This is a genomic window from Paenibacillus sp. FSL L8-0470 (assembly GCF_038008625.1).
In the GTDB taxonomy this organism is placed as follows: domain Bacteria; phylum Bacillota; class Bacilli; order Paenibacillales; family Paenibacillaceae; genus Paenibacillus_AQ.
In genome coordinates this window covers 5033346-5051566 of sequence record NZ_JBBOZM010000001.1, presented here as the reverse complement: position 1 = coordinate 5051566, position 18221 = coordinate 5033346, and the positions used below count along the sequence as shown (strand labels likewise).

At 50.1% G+C, this 18221-nt stretch carries 20 protein-coding genes; 13 read left to right on the top strand and 7 right to left on the bottom strand.

The window, feature by feature from the left end:
* Window positions 1–10: 10 nt before the first annotated feature.
* The 6 genes from NST99_RS23120 (at window position 11) to sigF (ending at window position 5041) form a co-directional block, all read left to right on the top strand.
* Window positions 11–988 carry an ABC transporter ATP-binding protein gene (locus NST99_RS23120; RefSeq protein ID WP_341094681.1) on the top strand — a complete coding sequence of 326 codons (978 nt, stop codon included), beginning with the start codon at window positions 11–13 and terminating at the stop codon, window positions 986–988.
* Entirely contained in the window at window positions 985–1947 is a 963-nt protein-coding gene (locus tag NST99_RS23115; RefSeq protein ID WP_341094679.1) for an ABC transporter ATP-binding protein, read from the top strand. The genes NST99_RS23120 and NST99_RS23115 overlap by 4 nt, the downstream gene beginning before the upstream one ends.
* A 132-nt stretch (window positions 1948–2079) precedes the next feature.
* Window positions 2080–3294, top strand: coding sequence for a D-alanyl-D-alanine carboxypeptidase family protein (locus NST99_RS23110; protein ID WP_445744983.1), 1215 nt, complete (start codon window positions 2080–2082; stop codon window positions 3292–3294).
* A 174-nt stretch (window positions 3295–3468) separates the two neighbouring features.
* Window positions 3469–3822, top strand: a complete 354-nt coding sequence (spoIIAA, locus tag NST99_RS23105) for an anti-sigma F factor antagonist (protein ID WP_038594706.1) — start codon at window positions 3469–3471, stop codon at window positions 3820–3822.
* On the top strand, window positions 3819–4274 hold the full coding sequence (gene spoIIAB, locus NST99_RS23100) for an anti-sigma F factor (RefSeq protein WP_341094677.1): 456 nt from the start codon (window positions 3819–3821) through the stop codon (window positions 4272–4274). Before spoIIAA ends, spoIIAB begins: the two co-directional genes overlap by 4 nt.
* 11 nt (window positions 4275–4285) lie before the next feature.
* Entirely contained in the window at window positions 4286–5041 is a 756-nt protein-coding gene (gene sigF / locus NST99_RS23095) for an RNA polymerase sporulation sigma factor SigF (RefSeq protein ID WP_038594702.1), read from the top strand.
* A gap of 147 nt (window positions 5042–5188) precedes the next feature.
* On the opposite strand, the gene NST99_RS23090 is transcribed toward sigF, so the two are convergent.
* Window positions 5189–6043: a manganese catalase family protein gene (locus NST99_RS23090; protein WP_341094675.1), complete on the bottom strand. Its 855-nt coding sequence runs from the start codon at window positions 6041–6043 to the stop codon at window positions 5189–5191.
* A 184-nt stretch (window positions 6044–6227) separates the two neighbouring features.
* Between NST99_RS23090 and NST99_RS23085 the strand changes: the two genes are divergently transcribed.
* Together NST99_RS23085 and NST99_RS23080 are read left to right on the top strand one after the other, a co-directional pair.
* Entirely contained in the window at window positions 6228–7469 is a 1242-nt protein-coding gene (locus NST99_RS23085) for an MFS transporter (RefSeq protein ID WP_341094673.1), read from the top strand.
* Between the two features lie 70 nt (window positions 7470–7539).
* Complete coding sequence (locus tag NST99_RS23080; protein WP_341094671.1) at window positions 7540–8982, top strand: amino acid permease; 1443 nt, start codon at window positions 7540–7542, stop codon at window positions 8980–8982.
* Here NST99_RS23080 and NST99_RS23075 read toward each other — a convergent pair.
* The 6 genes from NST99_RS23075 to NST99_RS23050 form a co-directional block, all read right to left on the bottom strand.
* On the bottom strand, window positions 8979–9638 hold the full coding sequence (locus NST99_RS23075) for a LysE family transporter (RefSeq protein ID WP_445744982.1): 660 nt from the start codon (window positions 9636–9638) through the stop codon (window positions 8979–8981). The two genes, NST99_RS23080 and NST99_RS23075, sit on opposite strands and share 4 nt — an antisense overlap.
* A 77-nt stretch (window positions 9639–9715) precedes the next feature.
* Window positions 9716–10216 (bottom strand): spore coat protein, encoded by a 501-nt coding sequence (locus NST99_RS23070; RefSeq protein ID WP_341094669.1) that lies wholly within the window; start codon window positions 10214–10216, stop codon window positions 9716–9718.
* Window positions 10217–10277: 61 nt separating this feature from the next.
* Window positions 10278–10799, bottom strand: coding sequence for a DUF3231 family protein (locus tag NST99_RS23065; protein WP_341094668.1), 522 nt, complete (start codon window positions 10797–10799; stop codon window positions 10278–10280).
* 94 nt (window positions 10800–10893) lie between these two features.
* The gene (locus NST99_RS23060; RefSeq protein ID WP_445745040.1) at window positions 10894–12561 is read right to left on the bottom strand and encodes a ribonuclease J; all 1668 of its coding nucleotides are present in this window, start codon (window positions 12559–12561) and stop codon (window positions 10894–10896) included.
* 243 nt (window positions 12562–12804) lie between these two features.
* Window positions 12805–12975: a hypothetical protein gene (locus NST99_RS23055; RefSeq protein WP_341094665.1), complete on the bottom strand. Its 171-nt coding sequence runs from the start codon at window positions 12973–12975 to the stop codon at window positions 12805–12807.
* 2 nt (window positions 12976–12977) lie between these two features.
* Window positions 12978–13307, bottom strand: a complete 330-nt coding sequence (locus NST99_RS23050) for an RNA polymerase sigma factor (protein ID WP_038594678.1) — start codon at window positions 13305–13307, stop codon at window positions 12978–12980.
* 191 nt (window positions 13308–13498) lie between these two features.
* Here NST99_RS23050 and NST99_RS23045 point away from each other — a divergent pair, with 191 nt between their 5' ends.
* The 5 genes from NST99_RS23045 to NST99_RS23025 all read left to right on the top strand — a co-directional run bounded on the left by NST99_RS23045 (window position 13499) and on the right by NST99_RS23025 (window position 18195).
* On the top strand, window positions 13499–13708 hold the full coding sequence (locus NST99_RS23045) for a hypothetical protein (protein ID WP_341094662.1): 210 nt from the start codon (window positions 13499–13501) through the stop codon (window positions 13706–13708).
* Window positions 13709–13884: 176 nt separating this feature from the next.
* Complete coding sequence (locus tag NST99_RS23040; protein WP_341097727.1) at window positions 13885–15465, top strand: sigma-70 family RNA polymerase sigma factor; 1581 nt, start codon at window positions 13885–13887, stop codon at window positions 15463–15465.
* A gap of 110 nt (window positions 15466–15575) precedes the next feature.
* Window positions 15576–15887 (top strand): hypothetical protein, encoded by a 312-nt coding sequence (locus NST99_RS23035; RefSeq protein ID WP_341094660.1) that lies wholly within the window; start codon window positions 15576–15578, stop codon window positions 15885–15887.
* 212 nt (window positions 15888–16099) lie between these two features.
* Window positions 16100–17158 carry a FecCD family ABC transporter permease gene (locus NST99_RS23030; protein ID WP_341094659.1) on the top strand — a complete coding sequence of 353 codons (1059 nt, stop codon included), beginning with the start codon at window positions 16100–16102 and terminating at the stop codon, window positions 17156–17158.
* A gap of 2 nt (window positions 17159–17160) precedes the next feature.
* Entirely contained in the window at window positions 17161–18195 is a 1035-nt protein-coding gene (locus tag NST99_RS23025) for a FecCD family ABC transporter permease (protein ID WP_341094657.1), read from the top strand.
* Window positions 18196–18221 lie beyond the last annotated feature (26 nt).

Below are 18221 nucleotides of genomic sequence, written 5' to 3'. Positions count from 1 at the left end.
AGGGGAAAAGATGACAGAACTGCTGGAAGTATCGGGATTATGCACCGAATTCGTAAGCGCTGCGGGCACTGTCCGCGCGGTGGACGGCATCAGTCTGTCAGTGCGCAAAGGTGAGACGCTGGGCATTGTCGGTGAATCCGGCTGCGGCAAAAGCATAACCTCGCTGTCGATCATGCAGCTCCTGCCCAAGCGGATCAGCCGGATCGCCGCCGGGCAAATCCGTTTTGAAGGCAAGAATATGCTGGAAATGCCGGCGAAGGAAGTGCGCAATATCCGGGGCAACCGGATTGCGATGATTTTTCAGGAGCCGATGACCTCGCTCAATCCGGTATTCAAGATCGGGCGGCAGATTTCCGAATCTGCCCGCTTTCACCTCAAGCTGGGGAAGAAGGAAGCGAATGAGCGTGCGGTTGAGATGCTGCGAAAGGTCGGCATTCCCCGTCCAGAGAAGATTGCCGAGCAGTATGCCCATCAGCTCTCCGGCGGTATGCGCCAGCGCGTGATGATCGCCATGGCGATGGTCTGTAACCCTCAGCTGCTGATTGCAGACGAGCCGACAACGGCACTGGACGTCACGATCCAGGCTCAGATTCTCGACCTTATGCGCGATTTACAGAAAAACGAGGGCATGTCCATTCTGATGATAACCCATGATCTTGGGGTGGTTGCAGAGATGTGCGACAGAGTGGTCATTATGTATGCAGGACAGATTGTGGAAGAAACAGATGTGGCGACGCTCTATAATAATCCGCTGCATCCGTATACCCAAGGGCTGCTGGCATCGCTGCCTCAGCTCGCGGGAGACAATGACCGTCTGAGCTCAATTCCGGGTCAGGTGCCGAACCCGGCCAGCCTGCCGTCAGGCTGCCGGTTCGCTCCCCGTTGCCCGATGGTGGTTCAGCGCTGCTATGAAGAACGCCCGGAGCTGCTTGAGATTCAGCCGGGACACACTTGCCGATGTCTGCTGCAGCAGGAGGAAATATCATGAGTACAATTCTGGAAGTCCGCAATCTTAAGAAACATTATCCGATCCGCAAAGGGTTCTTCTCCAAGCAAGTAGGTGCCGTGAAAGCCGTTGACGGCATTACGTTATCGGTAGAACAAGGAGAGACCCTAGCCGTAGTGGGAGAGTCCGGCTGCGGCAAGTCTACTACAGGGCGGGCCATCCTGCGCCTGATCGAACCAAGTGAGGGCGAGATCCTCTTCAACGGCACGGATGTGCGCAGCCTGGGTACCGAGCAGCTGCGCCGCTTCCGCACCGATATGCAGATGGTGTTCCAGGACCCGTATGCTTCGCTGGATCCGCGCTGGACCGTGCAGCGTATCCTGGAGGAGCCCATGCGCACACATGAACAGGCGGCAGGAAATGAACTGAAGAGCCGGGTCGAACACTTGATGGAGGTTGTCGGACTCTCCCCTTATCAGGCGCACCGTTTTCCGCATGAATTCTCCGGAGGCCAGCGGCAGCGGATCGGAATCGCCCGGGCGCTGGCACTGAACCCCAAGTTCATCGTCTGCGACGAGCCGGTATCTGCATTGGATGTATCGATCCAGGCCCAGGTGCTGAATCTGATGCAGGATCTGCAGGAGCAATATGGACTGACCTATATGTTCATCTCCCATGACCTGTCGGTCGTGAAATTTATCAGCGACCGTGTGGCCGTCATGTACCTGGGGCGGATCGTTGAGCTTGCGCCTACAAAGGTGTTATTCGCGAAGCCGCTCCATCCGTATACACAAGCGCTGATGTCCGCAGTACCGGTGCCAAATCCGGCCCTGAAGCAGCAGCGCATTGTCCTGAGCGGAGATGTTCCGAACCCGGAAACTCCGCCAAGCGGCTGTGCCTTCCATCCCCGCTGTCCCCATGCAATGGACAGATGCCGGACTGAAGAACCGGTGCTGCGCGAGCTGGAATCAGGGCATCAGGTTTCCTGCCACTTGTATTAACTGCATAGAGCAAGATAATGAGGCCATCCGGATGCGGGTGGCCTTTATTTTATAGAGCATTTTGCTGGTAAATGGAATAATTTTCACCCTTTCTGCCCAAACTGGAACACAGTACCTATGAATTGAAGGTTAATGTTCAGGAGGGGAACCATTGTGAGAAGAATACGTTATGTTATGTTAGTGCTGTGTATTGCTGTATCGGTTCTGGGAGCGTCCTCAGGGGCGTATGCGGAGGAAAAAGCCAAAGGTACCGGCAGTACTGCCGCCGTTGACCTTGCGCCGGGTGCGCGTTCCGCCATCCTGATGGATGCGGACACCGGCACGGTAATCTATGAGAAGAACAGCCATGATAAGCTGCCTCCGGCAAGCATTACGAAAATTATGACAATGCTGCTCACCGTCGAGGCGCTTGACGAAGGGAAACTGCAATTGACCGATAAGGTACGGACCAGTGAATACGCGGCATCCATGGGCGGCTCGCAGATTTTTCTGGAGCCCGGTGAAGAAATGACAGTGGACGAGATGCTGAAGGGCATCGCAATGGCCTCAGGCAACGATGCTTCGGTGGCAATGGCGGAGAAAATCGCCGGTTCCGAGACTGCATTTGTGGATCTGATGAACAGCAAAGCTGAAGCGCTGGGACTGAAGGACACCCATTTCGCCAACTGCAACGGTCTGCCGGCGCAGAATCATTATTCTTCGGCGCATGACATTGCCGTAATCAGCCGGGAGCTGCTGAAGCATGAGCGGATCATCAAATATACCGGCTCCTACCAGGATTATCTGCGAAAGGATTCGGCCAAGCCGTTCTGGCTGGTGAATACGAACAAGCTGGTCCGTTTCTATACAGGAGCCGACGGACTGAAAACGGGTTATACCTCCGAAGCCAAGTTCTGCCTGTCTGCGACTGCGGCCAGAGACGGACTGCGTGCTGTTGCAGTCGTGCTGGGCGAACCGAACACTAAGACGCGCAACAGCGAAGTGTCGGGGATGTTCGATTATCTCTTTTCCCAATATAAAATGCACACTATTCACAAAAAAGGCGACGCTATCGGCACCCTAAAGATTGAGAAGGGTGTGAAAACGGAGCTGCCGCTGACCGCGGAGGAAACCTACAGCGTCCTGCTGAAGAAAGGCGTCACACAGGAAGGCATCCGCCATGAGCTGGTACTGCCGGCAAACCTCAAAGCTCCTGTAGCTGCTGATCAGATCATAGGCAAACTGGTAGTTTATCAAGGGACGAATGTAATTAAGGAATATGAGCTCAAGGCAGGGGAAGATGTGGCGAAGGCAGGCTGGTGGAAGCTGTTCAAGCGGACGACGGGTTCGCTGTTCACGATTGATTAATTTCTGGTATTTTGTAGATTGCTCATGAGTCTCCTGTAGATTCATAGGGGTTTTCTTCTAGTTTTGTCGTGGGGCAGGAATCCTCAATTGCCATGTAGAAAACCTTGTCCTTGAAGGGGAAAACATTTAGTTTCAGGGCGGTTTTGAAAGCAACGAAGAGGAGAGTGGCAGGCAATGAATTCTCATGTGGAGATGGAGCATCACCGGGGTGTGCTGATTGTCCGTTTGTTTGGAGAGCTGGACCATCACGCAGCCGATTATGTACGTATGGAAATGGATGAAGCGATTATGCGCGGCCAGGTCGAGCATATGATCCTCAGCCTGAAGGACCTGCAGTTTATGGACAGCTCGGGCTTAGGAGTCATTCTCGGGAGGTACAAGCTGATTCGCAGCAAAGGCGGCAAAATGGCAGTCTGCGATGCCACCGCACCTGTGAAGCGGCTGCTGGAAATGTCGGGCCTGTTCAAAATCATGTCCCTATATGACGACGAGAGCGCTGCACTCTCGGATTTGGAGGTTGCGTTATGACAAAGAGTGAAGCTGGTAACTTCATGAGTGTGCAGTTTGCTGCCCTGTCGGAGAACGAATCGTTCGCGCGTGTAGTAGTGGCAGCCTTTGTCTCCCGGCTCGATCCCACAATGGAAGAGCTGAATGATCTGAAGACGGTCGTTTCGGAGGCAGTGACCAACTGCATTATTCACGGATATGACAGTGACCCGGAAGGGATTGTCAGCATCTCCGCATCGATTGAGAACGAAACCGTGCGTCTGACCATAGAGGATCAGGGACGCGGGATTGAGGATTTGGAGCTGGCGCAGCAGCCGCTGTACACCTCCAAGCCGGAGCTGGAGCGGTCGGGTATGGGTTTTACAATTATGGAGAATTTCATGGACGAGTTCGAAGTTACAAGTGAACCGGGGCGCGGTACTTCCATCTCAATGAAGAAAACCATCGTCTCGAAAAAAGCTTTATACAATTAGGGGTTGGAGCCATGGATGCAGAGTCAAAAAAAGCTCCGCCGACCTATTTGGACGATGCGGAGGTCAAACGTCTTATCGCGCTCAGTCAGGCTGGAGATAATCTGGCCCGCGACACGCTAGTAAGCTGCAATATCCGCCTCGTCTGGTCGGTGGTGCAGCGGTTTATGAACCGCGGGTATGAGCCTGATGATTTGTTCCAGATCGGCTGTATCGGACTGCTGAAGTCCGTAGATAAATTCGACCTCAGCTATGAGGTCAAGTTCTCCACCTACGCGGTGCCGATGATCATCGGCGAGATCCAGCGTTTCCTGCGCGACGACGGCACCCTGAAGGTCAGCCGTTCGCTGAAGGAGATGGCGAACAAGGTACGCAAGATGAAGGATGAAATGTCCAAGACATTGGACCGCCTGCCGACCATCGGCGAGGTCGCGGAGGCGCTGGGCGTGACGCCTGAAGAAATCGTCTTCGCCCAGGAGGCCAACAAGCCGCCGACCTCGATCCACGAGACTGTCTTCGAGAACGACGGCGACCCGATCACCCTGATCGACCAGATCGCTGACGAAACGCAGGAGCGCTGGTTCGACAAGCTTGCGCTGAATGAGGCCATTGGGGCCTTGACCGAACGCGAGCGCCTGATCGTCTATCTGCGCTACTACCGCGACCAGACGCAATCCGAAGTCGCCAGCCGGCTTGGCATTTCGCAGGTCCAGGTGTCGAGGCTGGAGAAGAAAATCCTAGCGAACATCCGCGAGCAGATTGCGCAGTGAACCAAGGATAAGTATGGGCAGTGAATGTGACGGGTGAAATCCAGGGTGTATGAGCAAGAAGAAGGGGCCGCCTCGGGAGAGGCGGCTTTTTTGTGGACCAGCCCCTTGATTGTACTGTACTTTATGGTTAATAAGTGGAGAGTGGGATTACATATGCATATCCTGTATCCCAGGGCTATGTTCGTTAGGCATTTCAGGCATAACCGGCACAGGGAAACCCTCTGGAGGAGCAACTACTTCAAGGTTCCCTTTGTTGCGGCTAGGAGAAGTACCTTGGAATATTTCCGCCATTCTTGACGGATCCAAGCTAAAGTTAAATTGAATGTTATGGTAACCCATGTCTACGAATTTACGGCATTCCGGGTACTTATTGATGTCATAGTTCGGAACAGGGAATATGTTTCCCCAATTGACGCCAAGAGTCTCAAGCGCCTTAGCGAACGCGTTTTGATGGGCATTATCGCGTACGATCAGGAAGGCCAGTGTTTCGCGGAATGTTTTGTTTGAGCTCATCTCATAAATTCGGGTCTTCTGCAGCACCCCCGTCGATTCCAGCACGACATTATTCAGAAGATCACTAATCAGATTTCCATGGCTGTAGACGTAGTTTCCTAGCCAAGGATTGCCCAGGGCATCCACAGGCAAGGAGGCTTGTGCGCCCACAATAAAATGATGGGGATTTGCATATTTCACAGCTTCGTCCAAAGGAGCCCCATCTTTCCCCCCATTTCCAGCCTGCTCTTCACCCGACCCGTTTAGCAACTGGTTAATAGTATGCTGGACCAGATCCACATGAGCAATTTCCTCCAGAAATACCCCGCGGAGCAAATCGCGAAACTGTAGTTCTTTCCCGCGAAAATTGCTGCTTTGAAAGAAATACTGCATCATTGTACGCATCTCTCCGTAATGGCCGCCCAATATTTCCTGAAGTACTTTAGCGGCAGCGGGATCGGGCTTATCGACGATGATGCCATTAATCAACCCTTCTTTATAGAAATACAAATTGAAGGTCCTCCTTATATCTGATTTGATATTTTCCCGTCTAGTTTCCTCTTCAGCCTGCTTGTTTATGCACCTGGCTGAAAGGAAGTAACCCGGAACAACTGTTTCCGATGAAATCAAACGTATAATTATGTCCGTTTAAACCACAATAAGCGATATGTGAATATAAAAAGGTGGTTCGTGCATGAAAGGAAAAAAAGCGGCACTGGTTGCACTAGCTTCCATTCCGCTAATTATGACACTCGGAAATTCCATGCTGTTGCCTATTCTGCCGCAAATATCAAAGGAGCTTAATATCAACGCATTTCAAGTGAGCATGATCATCACGGTTTATGGCCTTATAGCCATACTGATGATTCCGGTTGCCGGCTATTTATCCGACCGCTACGGAAGAAAAATCGTTATTTTACCCAGCCTCATTATAGCTGCCTTGGGGGGATCAGTTTGCGTAGCCGCTGCATGGTTCATGGCTGGAATAAGTGCTTACTGGGTCATACTGGGGGGGCGCCTATTGCAGGGGATTGGTGCAGCAGGCGCATTCCCAATTGTGCTTCCTTTTGTGGGGGATCTGTTCAAGGATGAGAAAGAGGTTAGCAAAGGCCTGGGAGTGATTGAGACCTCCAACACCTTCGGAAAGGTGTTAAGCCCGATCCTTGGAGCTTATCTGGGAACTTTACTTTGGTATGCTCCCTTTATAGCCATTCCTATTCTTTGTCTGGTTTCATTTGTGCTGGTTGTGCTCCTGGTGAAAAAGCCAGAGGCAGAGGAGCGGTCTGAAAAAATGAAGCTGAGTCAGTTTTTGTCGGCAATCAAAGATATACTCCATGAGAAGGGCCGCTGGCTCTATGCGATATTTGCCATCGGCGGAATATGTATGTTTGCAACCTTCGGAGTATTGTTCTATTTGTCTGAGACCTTGGAATCCGAATATAACTTATATGGTGCTTCAAAGGGATTTGTATTGGCGATACCACTTGCACTGCTGTGTCTGGCTTCTTATGGGACGGGGAAAATTATCGGACAAAACAAGACGCTAATGAAATGGCTGGGCTTTAGCGGCATGGTTTTGCTCACGGCTGCAATGCTTACTACAGGATTTAGCCGGAATATTTATTTTATGGTGGGTTTTCTTAGTTTAAGCGGAATAGGGATTGGTATGGCATTGCCTTGTATGGATGCGCTGATCACGGAAGGGATTGAGAAGGAGAAGCGCGGCACCATTACTTCCTTATACAGCAGTATGAGGTTCATCGGAGTTGCGGCAGGGCCGCCAGTAGTATCCTTGCTGATGAATAGAGGGCATTGGGTCTTATTCGGTACTATGGCAGCGGTAGGGGCAGTTGGCGGACTACTGTCATTGTTTGCAGTTACTCCAAGCAAAGGTGATGGCGGAAAAAATAAGCAGAGACAAAACAAATTTTCATGAAATTAAACTGCGCAGGGAACTCTAGAAGGAAAAGAAATCTCAAATTCCAAAAGTGATGAGGACGTAATACATGAACCAAACTTCCAGCAAGACCAAAGAGGAAAAAAAACTGAAATGGTGGCAATTAAGCTTATTGGGAGTCGCAGGGACTATAGGCACCGGTTACTATCTTGGCTCTGGTCTGGCGATCTCCACCGGGGGCCCTGCGGTGCTGCTTGCTTATATTCTGGCAGCTGTTGGAACCTATGTCGTATTTGATGCCCTGGCGCGAATGACGGCACAGCACCCGGAGCAGGGTTCCTTTCGGTCCTATGCCAAAAAGGCATTCGGAAGCTGGGCAGGGTTCGGCAGTGGCTGGATGTACTGGTTCTCGGAGCTATTGATTATGGGGAGCCAGCTAACAGCATTGTCCATTTTTTCACGCTTCTGGTTCCCTGCCGTGCCGATGTGGGTCTTTGCAGCCGGGTTTGGTGCTGTAAGCCTGTTAATCGTATTTTTTGGTAATAAGGGGTTTGATCGGGTTGAAAATGTGCTGGCTATCATCAAGGTGGCGGCTATTCTAATGTTCCTGGTGATTGCAGCAGCTCTTCTGGCTGGCTGGATCGGCGGAGGCAAATATGCTCCCAAACTTCCGCTTAGCTATTCTGCGTTGTTTCCGGCAGGGGGCTTAGGGTTGTGGTCTGCCTTTATTTTTGCTTTTTATGCCTATGGCGGCATAGAGGTAATTGGCATTATGTCCTACAGACTCCAGAAGCCTGATGATGCACCTAAAGCTGGAAAGGTCATGCTGCTGGCGCTGGCTGCTGTATATGTCCTGTCTATCGGGCTTGCTGTAACAATGGTACCCTTTAAGGCTTTTAATTCAAAAGAAAGCCCGTTTGTGCTTGCTCTCAGCAGTGACAATCTGGCTTTTGTCCCTCATTTGTTTAATGGAGTGCTGATCATTGCCGGCTTCTCCACGATGACCGCATCGCTTTACGCCATAACTTCAATGATGATTACCCTAGCGCAGGAAGGGGACGCCCCCCGCTTGTTCTCTAAAAAGTGGAAGGATAAGTATCCATTCTTTGCGTTGTGTCTGATTTCTGCGGGTCTAGTTGGAGCCATTATGATGTCACTGTTGCTGCCGGGGAAAGTATATGAATATATCACTACCGCTGCAGGGTTGATGATCCTGTATAACTGGTCCTTTATTTTGCTCTCATCAGGCAGGCTGCTGAAACCAAGTAAAATAAGCGGAATTAAGCGATGGACCGGGCTGTTGCTTATCGGGATAGCGGTTACAGGCACTCTTTTTCATGCACTCAGCCGTCCAGGCTTCTACATCAGTCTCCTGATTCTGTCGCTGATCGCGCTCAGTGATTGGATCGTCCAGCGGGTAAAGAAAAAACATGCAGCTGTTTCCGCTGGACACAAGCCTCCAGAAGACAAGGGAATGAATGAACACGAAACATTGCCGGGTGGGCCTGAGTTTCGGATCAAAGGCATCAGGCTGCGGAAGAGCAAGCTTTAGTGGAAAAATAGCAGCTGGATAGCCTGTACCCCAAAATACAAACCAAAGCCAACCAGCGACAGGCCGGACACAACGGAAATTCCCTTTAAGACCTGCACGGTCAACAGCCTTCGAAAGATACTGGAGGCTGCAGCCATCGAAACATCCCAAATGAGAATCCCGATTACGATAGCCCCGCTATACACTAATAACTGCTGCATGGGATATTCATTTGCCGCCTTGGCCAGGACCGATCCGTAAATGCCCAGCCAGAATAAAATAGATAAAGGATTGAACAGTGACATTAGAAAACCTGACAAATAGGATCTGTACAGCGAAGCTTCCCTTCCTCTCATGTCGGGTGCTGAGATGACACCTGCATTTTTGATGCTCTCCACACCTGAATAGACCAGTACAAAGAAACCAAATAACCATAGGAAGGCTTTAACAAACGGAGCTTCGAGCAAATGTATAATTCCAAAATAGACCAGCAGCATATAAATAATATCTGCGCTGATCGCCCCGAGGCCTACCACCCAGGCATGCCAGAAGCCTCCGCGAATACCCTTGTCCAGCTGCGCGGCATTAATGGGACCGATAGGAGCCGAAAGCGATAATCCGAGAAAAACATATCCTATAAATATATTAATGCTGACCTCCCCCTTTACGTTAAGCATATTCGCAGAAAGCCGTTTGTAGGACAACAAAACGAAGGCCCGCAACAGGATTGCGGGCCTTCGAACATTCTGACTCACTACAGAGATAATGCATTGTTTGCCGTGGCTACATCGTTTGAGAGGAGCTTGGGAAGATCATATGCAGGATAAAGGCCGCGTTCCAGCATAAAGTAGAACACCTTCCCATGTAGTAGGATCGCTGCATTCAATTGCTTCTGCAGGGTTTCCCTGAGCTTCGGTGTAGCCGTTTCAGTAATTCCAATCGCATAACTGCGTACCGCTGTCTTAGCGAAACCCAACAGCTGACCGGCATAGAAAGCAGTGAGGTCGATTCCCTTGCCGCTGTTTCTGGTTCCTTGCGGAGCGAGCGGGAAATACTGAAGCAGTTCCTGCAAATTCTGTTCCACACTTTGGATAGCCTCGGAATACAAGGCGTGAAGCTGGGAATCCTTCACATCACCAATAACCATCTTGAAATGAATCAGCTGGTTGCTCTGGTATGCCGTCAGCTCATGTAGTTCGAGAGTTTCATGCCAGGCCAGATGTTGGTGCTGTCTTTGCGGTTCGTAAGTATACAATCTAATCCCTCCCAAATAGTATGTGTTAGCCTATTCAGGAGAGGACTTTATTGTGAGTGAGTTAAGCCTTAACAGTTTCTGGTCTTTTTACTTGAAGAGGCGGAGGAATCAACCAGCCCTTTTTCTTGTTCAGATGCAGAATTTTAACGCCTATAGCTGCTTTGGTTAGGTGATATTTGGCGAATAAGGCACCGACATCTTCTCTGATAGATTGTCCCATAACCTGACTGCAGGCAACCAACCCGGCTGCGTTATCAGCAGCAATCTTGGCAGCAATCTCCGGATCTGTGAATCGGGCACCTACAGGAATATCCTCAAGCTTGGCTTCGGGTCTACTTGGCATTACCGGTGCTGAAGCAATACCGTTATCAGACAGCAGCGTATCGCACTCGCTGATTTCCAGCTCGGCTTGATTAATTAATGCGGCTAATACTTTTTTGAGATCATTATCACCGGCATGATACGTATAGGCCCGGTAACAGGAGAGTGCCCCTTTCGCTGCCATTGAGGCTTGCCACACGCTAAAGATCTCTCCATAATGCATCGGCTCTTCTTTGGGGTTCCCGCCTAAAATTCCAGTCATAAACAAGCTCCTTTACTTTTAAATTTGATCAAATGTAGCATACCCATTAATACACCGAACTATTGCAGATTTCACATGGCCGATGGAATTACAATTACACTTCAATAATGATCGGAAGAATCATCGGACGGCGTTTTGTTTTGTCGTACAGATATTTGCTCAAGGCATCTTTGAGCGTCTGCTTCATAATATTCCATTGGCCCAGATCCCCTTTGCTCATTTTCTCCAGAGTTGCTGCAATAAACTGATTGATTTCTTCCATTAGCTTGTCTGAATTCCGTACATAAATAAAGCCGCGGGATATCGTGTCAGGGGCGCTCAGCATCCGGCCATCCGTTTGGCTAAGGGTAATGACAGTGATTAACACACCATCGGCAGACAATTGGCGGCGGTCCCGCAAGACCACATTGCCGATGTCGCCGATTCCCAGGCCATCCACAAATATTTGACCGGCGGTAACCCGTCCCGATTGACGGACAACCCCTTCCAGCGATTCAACGACCTCGCCGTTTTTCAAGATAAATATGTTGTCCTCCTTAACTCCGACTGCTTCTGCCAAGAGGCTATGATGATGAAGCATGCGATATTCTCCATGAATCGGAATAAAGTATTCAGGCTTCATTAGGGTAAGCATCAGCTTCAATTCCTCCTGGCTGCCATGTCCGGATACATGAAGCTCGCTCTTCGATCCGTAGATGACCCGTGCGCCAAGCATGTATAGATTATCAACAATCCTGGATACATTGCGCTCATTGCCCGGGATCGGATTGGCAGCGAGAAGAACGGTATCCCCGGCTCCGATTTCCATCAGCCTATGGCTGGAGTTAGCCAAACGGGACAATGCTGCCATGGGCTCACCTTGACTGCCTGTGCAGAGGACCGCTATCTGCTCTGGAGGAAGCTTCGCAGCTTCTGCAGGTTCCACCAGCATCCCTTCCGGGATGCTCAAATAACCCAGCTCCTGGGATACGGAGACTACGTTCACCATGCTTCGGCCAAGCAAAGCAAGCTTACGTCCGGTAAGGATAGAGGCATCAACAATTTGCTGCAGGCGGTGCACATTGGAGGCGAAAGTGGAGACAAATATTCTGCGGTCTGCTTTTTGAAAAGCTTCCTCCATATGGGCGCCTACAAGCTTTTCAGACGGCGTGAATCCAGGGCGTTCGGCATTCGTACTCTCGGAGAGCAGAATTTTAACACCGTTTTTACCGATTTCGGCCATTTTATGTATGTCCGGATATTGTTTATTGACAGGCGTCATATCGAACTTGAAGTCGCCCGTATGGACAACCGTTCCTTCAGGAGTATCAAAGACGACACCGAGACAATCAGGAATGCTGTGATTGGTACTAAAAAAGGTTGTCGTAATGGAACCGAAGGTGAGGCTCGACTCGGCATCAATGCAATGCAGGCTGGTCTGGCGGAGCAGACGATGTTCCTTAAGCTTGTTCTCAATTAATCCCAGTGTCAGACGGGACGCATAGATGGGGATATCTAATTGTTTGAGCAGGTAGGGAATCCCTCCAATGTGGTCCTCATGCCCATGAGTCACAATCAGTGCTCTTAACTTGTCGACATTATTTAATAAATAAGATACATCTGGAATGATAAGGTCAATGCCAAGCAGACTTTCGTCCGGGAATTTAGAGCCGCAATCGATGACAAGAATGTCATCTGCGTATTGCAGGAAATACATGTTCTTACCAATTTCATGAACACCACCTAAGGCTGCAATCGATAACCTTTTTTCTGACATTTTTATATTCCCTCCTTATTAGAATCCTCTATATTATGTTTAGAGTCTTTAATAACTATCCATGGTTTCGGCAGGTGAGTTAGGACAACACAGAACAAAAATAAAGCTGCGTTCCCCGTAACATGACGGAGAGCGCAACTTTATGTCTGAAAGGATCCAAATGAATCGTAATATAGCCTTCCTTTGCAGCAATCTGCTCGTGAGGAACATGGTGCAGTTGAATAATCTAGTAAACGTATTCCAAGTGTATTAAACTTGCTTTTCGCTATGGATTAATTCCAGGAACTCTACGATAATTTCGGAAGTCACATCTTCCGCCGGCAAATGTATAAATTGACTTAGCCGGAGAATGACCGGCTTGTACAGCTCAATCAGTTGAAGTGTGGCTTCGGGGTCTTTGTTTCTGACCTCGTTCAGCAAATTTAAAAATTCGCGATCTGGGATAGGCGCTGAATCAGCTTCCTTTTCCATTTGTGCACCCCCTGTTGACTGATATTGAGTTGGCGAGCGACTTCAGCTTCCGTCAAGCCTTCCAAATAGATTTTTTGTAAAATAGATCGCTCGTATGGGGACAGCATGCTGATTAGCTGTTCCGCAGCGATTTTGTTATCTGAAGATTCTGTGAATGAAGGGACGGCAAGCTTGTCATCGTAGCTGTTCTCTTGTCGCTTGATCTTCTTTGCCCGATATTGCAGCCTCCAGCCAATTCGGTATATTTCGGTTTTATAGCGGTTATATTCACTCTGCTGCACACCAACACTCCCCTTTCTACTATTTAACGTTTATGTATATAGGGAACTTTTAAGAGGGAAATAACAACCAAAAAAGGAACATGTGTTCCTATATATTATACACGTTTTCCAATTTAATGGAATCGGTTGTAAAACAAAGCCCGAAGTTTCCCTTCAATTAAAACGTCGGTTTAGGAAGGGAGGGGAGATTTATGGAAATTGCAGATGTTGTCAGCTTGATTACTAATGTGGGCTTTCCGGTCACACTCTGCTTTATTCTGATTCGTTATGTACTGGAAACGGTAGGGGAGAAGCTGGATAAACTGGATGCTTCGCTTCATCAGCTCACACAGGCTATTCAAACACTGGAAGGCACAGAAAAGGCAGTAGAGTTCAAAAGTGCTAAATCTAAGCAAGTTTGACAAGCGTATCGCTTCAGCACAAAAAGCTTCCCACAAGAGGAAGCTTTTTGCCTTGAACTGTAAACCTGCTAATCATGGATGGTAGGTTAGCGTATAATATGATTTAGAAAATTGTAACCTTTCTTCCCAAAGAAGGCACCTAGAGTTAAGAACATGTGAAAAGAGGATCGAAAGTGATGCGGCAATGGGTTGAAGAGGCAAAACAAGAGAATTCGGAGGCGTTCGCGCAGTTAATGCGGCATTTTCGCGGTATGGCTTATGCTGTAGCTTACGACATGCTGAAAGATGTACATCTTGCTGAAGATGTTGTGCAGGAAGCGTATATTGAAGCTTATTTGAATCTAGGAAAGCTGCAGGAGCCGGCTGCGTTTCCGGGATGGTTCAAGACGATTGTCGTAAGGCAGTGCCAGCGGAGTCTGAGAGGTAAACGACATCTATTGCTGCCTCTTGATGACGCCCTGCACATCTCGGAAAAGTCGCCGGGCGTTGCGGAAATTGCCGAGCGCAGAGAAGGGGAGCAGCTGCTGCAGAAAACGGTTGCGGCGTTGTCTGCGAAGCTGCGGGTGCCCATGCAGCTGTTTTATTATTATGGTTATTCCCTTCAGGAGATCTCTGATTATCTGGGGATTCCGGTTTCGGCGCTGAAGAAGCGGCTGTATGATGGGCGGCGTAAGCTGAAGGGAGCTCTTCCCGTTGCCGATCTCGCCTCCATGTTCAACTATCTGTATGAAGGAGGCAGAAATATGCTGCATATTGTGAACGGAGACAGTGTGGGTGAAATGCTGAAGCAGGGAATTGTCCAGGGCGAGGTGCTGGTCTGGCGGGAAATCTATTCCGCGGGTCCGATATTCGTCAATCCGGCAGCCACCGATGAACGGATACAGCGGGCCGGGGTTCTGGAGAAGACATTAGGCATTCCTTCTACAGAGTATGTAGCAGGGTGTGAGGCACAAGAGGCGAAGCTTGGCGAATTCAAACGTTATGATGAAGTAGTACTGTGGTTTGAGCATGATCTGTTCGATCAGAGCATGCTTGCTTATCTGCTCCACTGGTTCAAGGGACAGAAGCTCGGCAGTACGAAGCTGAGCCTGCTCTGCATTGGTGAATTTCCGGGGATTGAGCTGTTTCACGGTCTTGGCCAGCTGACTCCGGCGCAGCTTGGCACATTGTCTGGAACCTGGCAGGGCATTGGACGCAAAGAATTGGAACTGGGCAGCGACCTTTGGCAGGCCTATGCGTCTCCCGATCCTGGAACGATGGCTGATCTGCTGGAGGAGAGAAGGGGAGAACTTTCGGCATCTGCGCTGCCTTTTGCCTATGAAGCTTTCAAAGCCCATCTCTCAAGGCTTCCTTCGGTTCATAACGGCCTGGGCATCGTAGAAGAGACTACGCTTCAGGCTGTCCGCCATGGCGCGCTTACACCGATGGAACTGTTCCCTCTGGTTTCCGACAAGCTGCACCGGCTCGGCATGGGTGATCTTGATTTTGGCCGTTATCTGCACACTCTGGCGTATAACAGGCAGCCTCTGCTGACTATAGAGGGAGCAGAGGCAAATACGGATTTCCGGCAGATTCCGGAATTTTGGAGCCGCCGGGTCGCCATCACTGAGCTTGGTGAGCAGATCCTTGACGGGTTAGCAGACAGGGTAGAGGTTCAAGGCCTAGACGAATGGTACGGCGGGCTGCATCTGGAGGGTCACGCCGTTCCATGGCGCTGGGACAGCTCATCCGGCGGTTTGGTCCGGTCTGAATTGTAAGCTCCTTAGTGCAGCGGACACCGATATTCGCTGAGGCATGCAAAGAGTCTATGAATCATAGGATTGTATAAGAGCTGTGTCCATTCAACTGCAGCAGGAGGGATTGGTGTATGGACGGGAAGATGAGTGCAATCATTATGCAGTTAGACGCCCTTGCAACCGAAATCATTGTACCTTTGCGCAGAAAAATCATTAATGAGGCCGGATTTATGCGGCTGTATGCCGTTCTGGAAGAGGTTTATGTGTTGATTGAGCACGAAAGGCAGATCGACAGGGAGCTGGCGGCCATTGTATTCCTGATCTATTCACAGCTTGTGACCCAGGCTAATTATGTGTATGACAAAAGCACTTTTGTGCCTCATATCGGCAAAATGCAGGGATACATCCGCAAAATATTTGGCGGCACGCTGCAAAATGACTAGTCCCAAGGTACAGGAAATCTCCGTTATCCGTCCTATGATCAGGAGAGATAACGGGGGTTTTGTATTATTTAGGGTGAAAATTTGTCATTTTAACGGAAATTAGAGGTTTTTGGGCGCTGTGCTTTCATTTGTCCATTGCCAAACAACGCCATTTTCATTTACAATATTACAATGATAATGAGAATCAATTTCATAGAAAACGGGTGACTTTAATGAATCAACAGGCAACGGCCAGCAAAGGGCTAATCCAGGGGAGAGATCCGGTGAAGTTCCGTTCACGCCCATGGGCAGCAACGCTGATATTGGTCGGCGGTCTGATTGCATTAGCACTAGGCATTGCGCTTTCGGTCTCGTTCGGAGCCAAAGACATTAACTTTTCTGTAGTGTGGACCGCTGTGTTTCACTTCAATCCGGATATTACGGATCATCAAATTATCCGCGAGCTGCGGCTGCCGCGCGTGCTCGGCGCGGCCATGGTAGGTGCCAGCTTTGCGGTGGCAGGAGCGATTATGCAGGGGATGACCCGCAACCCGCTCGCGGATTCCGGGCTGATGGGCATAAACTCTGGAGCGGGGTTTGCGCTTGCACTCTGCTTTGCATTCTTTCCGAATTTACCGTTCATGTATCTGATTTTATATGCATTTGTGGGAGCCGGAGCCGGGGCGGCAATTGTGTATGGTATCGGGTCCATGGCTAAGGGCGGCCTTACTCCTGCCCGCCTGGTACTTGCCGGAGCGGCCTTCAGTGCGCTGCTCTCTGCGCTCAGCGAAGGCGTAGCTTTATATTTTCAGATTGGACAAGATCTGGCTTTCTGGTATGCAGGAGGCGTAGCCGGTACGAAGTGGATTCAGCTCAAGATCATGTTTCCCTGGATCGGCGGGGCGATTATTGGAGCCCTCATCTTATCCCGCTCCATCTCTATGCTCAGCCTGGGTGAGGATATCGCCAGAGGCCTCGGCCAACGGACGGGTCTGGTCAAATTGGCTGGTGCATTAATCGTGCTGATTCTTGCCGGTTCCTCGGTAGCAGTAGTTGGAGCAGTGGGCTTTATTGGACTGATCATTCCCCATCTGACGCGTTATCTTGTAGGGGTGGATTATAGGTGGATTATCCCTTGTTCCGCCATTCTGGGCAGTCTGCTGGCTGTATTTGCCGATCTGACCGCCAGAATGATCAATCCGCCGCAAGAAGTGCCCCTGGGTGCTATCATTTCGCTAATCGGTGTGCCTTTCTTTCTGTATTTGGCCCGTAAAGAAAGAAGGGAGCTGTAGTTATGCAGAGAACAACAGCTTTATCCTATGAATCTGCCAGACGCAGACGCGGATTGACCATTCTGGCTGTGATATCCGCATTAATCGTACTCGTGTTTATTATCAGCGTGAATACAGGATACATACGACTTACTCCTATGGAACTGCTGAACACTTTGCTCGGCAAAGGTACGGACAAGCAGGAGCTGATCCTGTTCGATTTCCGTCTGCCGCGCATCGTTATCTCCGTTCTGATCGGAGCGGGACTTGCCGTTTCCGGAGCGGTCATGCAAGGCGTCTTCCGCAATGACCTGGCTGATCCCGGCATTCTCGGCATCAACGCCGGAGCCGGTCTGATGGTTATGCTGATGGTTTCTTTTTATCCGTCCACGGCTGCTGCACCGGTATACCTGCTGCCGCTCGTTGCTTTTGTCGGAGCGGGACTGACTGCGGTTTTGATTTATGTACTTGCTTATAAGCGGTATCAGGGGATATCTCCGATCCGCCTGCTTCTGACCGGCGTAGCAGTTGCAGCCGGAATCAGCGCAGCAATGATTGTGCTGACGCTGCGGCTTGATCCTGATAAGTATCAATTTGTCGCTACCTGGCTGGCTGGCAGCATCTGGGGCACCAGCTGGAAATTTGTGCTTTCCTTGCTCCCCTGGATTGTGATTCTGCTGCCCTATGTGATCTACAAAGCCCGGGTAATGAATGTGCTTAATCTGGGTGAGCAGACAGCCACCGGCCTTGGAGCCGCTGTTACCAGAGAGCAGTTCAAGCTGCTCGCAGCCGCAGTCGGACTTGCAGCTTCTAGTGTCGCTGTCAGCGGCGGGATCGGTTTTGTCGGCCTGGTCGGCCCGCATTTAGCCAGACGTCTGGTGGGTCCGAAGCATCAGCTGATGCTTCCGGCTTCCGCGCTGCTTGGTTCCCTGCTGGTTATCACTGCCGATACGATCGGCCGCTGGATATTGCAGCCCTCGGAGATCCCAACAGGTATCGTGGTTGCTGTAATAGGCGCACCTTATTTTCTCTATTTGCTGACCCGGACGAAGTCTTGATAGAGACCAAAAATACTCAAGCCAAA

Excerpts from the sequence above, each read along its gene's own strand:
- NST99_RS23065 (WP_341094668.1), bottom strand. The coding sequence starts at position 10,799 with ATGACTGGAATTTTAGGCGGGAACCCCAAAGAAGAGCCGATGCATTAT.
- NST99_RS23045 (WP_341094662.1), top strand. The coding sequence starts at position 13,499 with ATGGAAATTGCAGATGTTGTCAGCTTGATTACTAATGTGGGCTTTCCG.
- NST99_RS23115 (WP_341094679.1), top strand. The coding sequence starts at position 985 with ATGAGTACAATTCTGGAAGTCCGCAATCTTAAGAAACATTATCCGATC.
- spoIIAA (WP_038594706.1), top strand. The coding sequence starts at position 3,469 with ATGAATTCTCATGTGGAGATGGAGCATCACCGGGGTGTGCTGATTGTC.
- NST99_RS23080 (WP_341094671.1), top strand. The coding sequence starts at position 7,540 with ATGAACCAAACTTCCAGCAAGACCAAAGAGGAAAAAAAACTGAAATGG.
- spoIIAB (WP_341094677.1), top strand. The coding sequence starts at position 3,819 with ATGACAAAGAGTGAAGCTGGTAACTTCATGAGTGTGCAGTTTGCTGCC.
- NST99_RS23085 (WP_341094673.1), top strand. The coding sequence starts at position 6,228 with ATGAAAGGAAAAAAAGCGGCACTGGTTGCACTAGCTTCCATTCCGCTA.
- sigF (WP_038594702.1), top strand. The coding sequence starts at position 4,286 with ATGGATGCAGAGTCAAAAAAAGCTCCGCCGACCTATTTGGACGATGCG.
- NST99_RS23030 (WP_341094659.1), top strand. The coding sequence starts at position 16,100 with ATGAATCAACAGGCAACGGCCAGCAAAGGGCTAATCCAGGGGAGAGAT.
- NST99_RS23110 (WP_445744983.1), top strand. The coding sequence starts at position 2,080 with ATGTTCAGGAGGGGAACCATTGTGAGAAGAATACGTTATGTTATGTTA.
- NST99_RS23040 (WP_341097727.1), top strand. The coding sequence starts at position 13,885 with ATGCGGCAATGGGTTGAAGAGGCAAAACAAGAGAATTCGGAGGCGTTC.
- NST99_RS23025 (WP_341094657.1), top strand. The coding sequence starts at position 17,161 with ATGCAGAGAACAACAGCTTTATCCTATGAATCTGCCAGACGCAGACGC.
- NST99_RS23035 (WP_341094660.1), top strand. The coding sequence starts at position 15,576 with ATGGACGGGAAGATGAGTGCAATCATTATGCAGTTAGACGCCCTTGCA.
- NST99_RS23120 (WP_341094681.1), top strand. The coding sequence starts at position 11 with ATGACAGAACTGCTGGAAGTATCGGGATTATGCACCGAATTCGTAAGC.
- NST99_RS23075 (WP_445744982.1), bottom strand. The coding sequence starts at position 9,638 with ATGCTTAACGTAAAGGGGGAGGTCAGCATTAATATATTTATAGGATAT.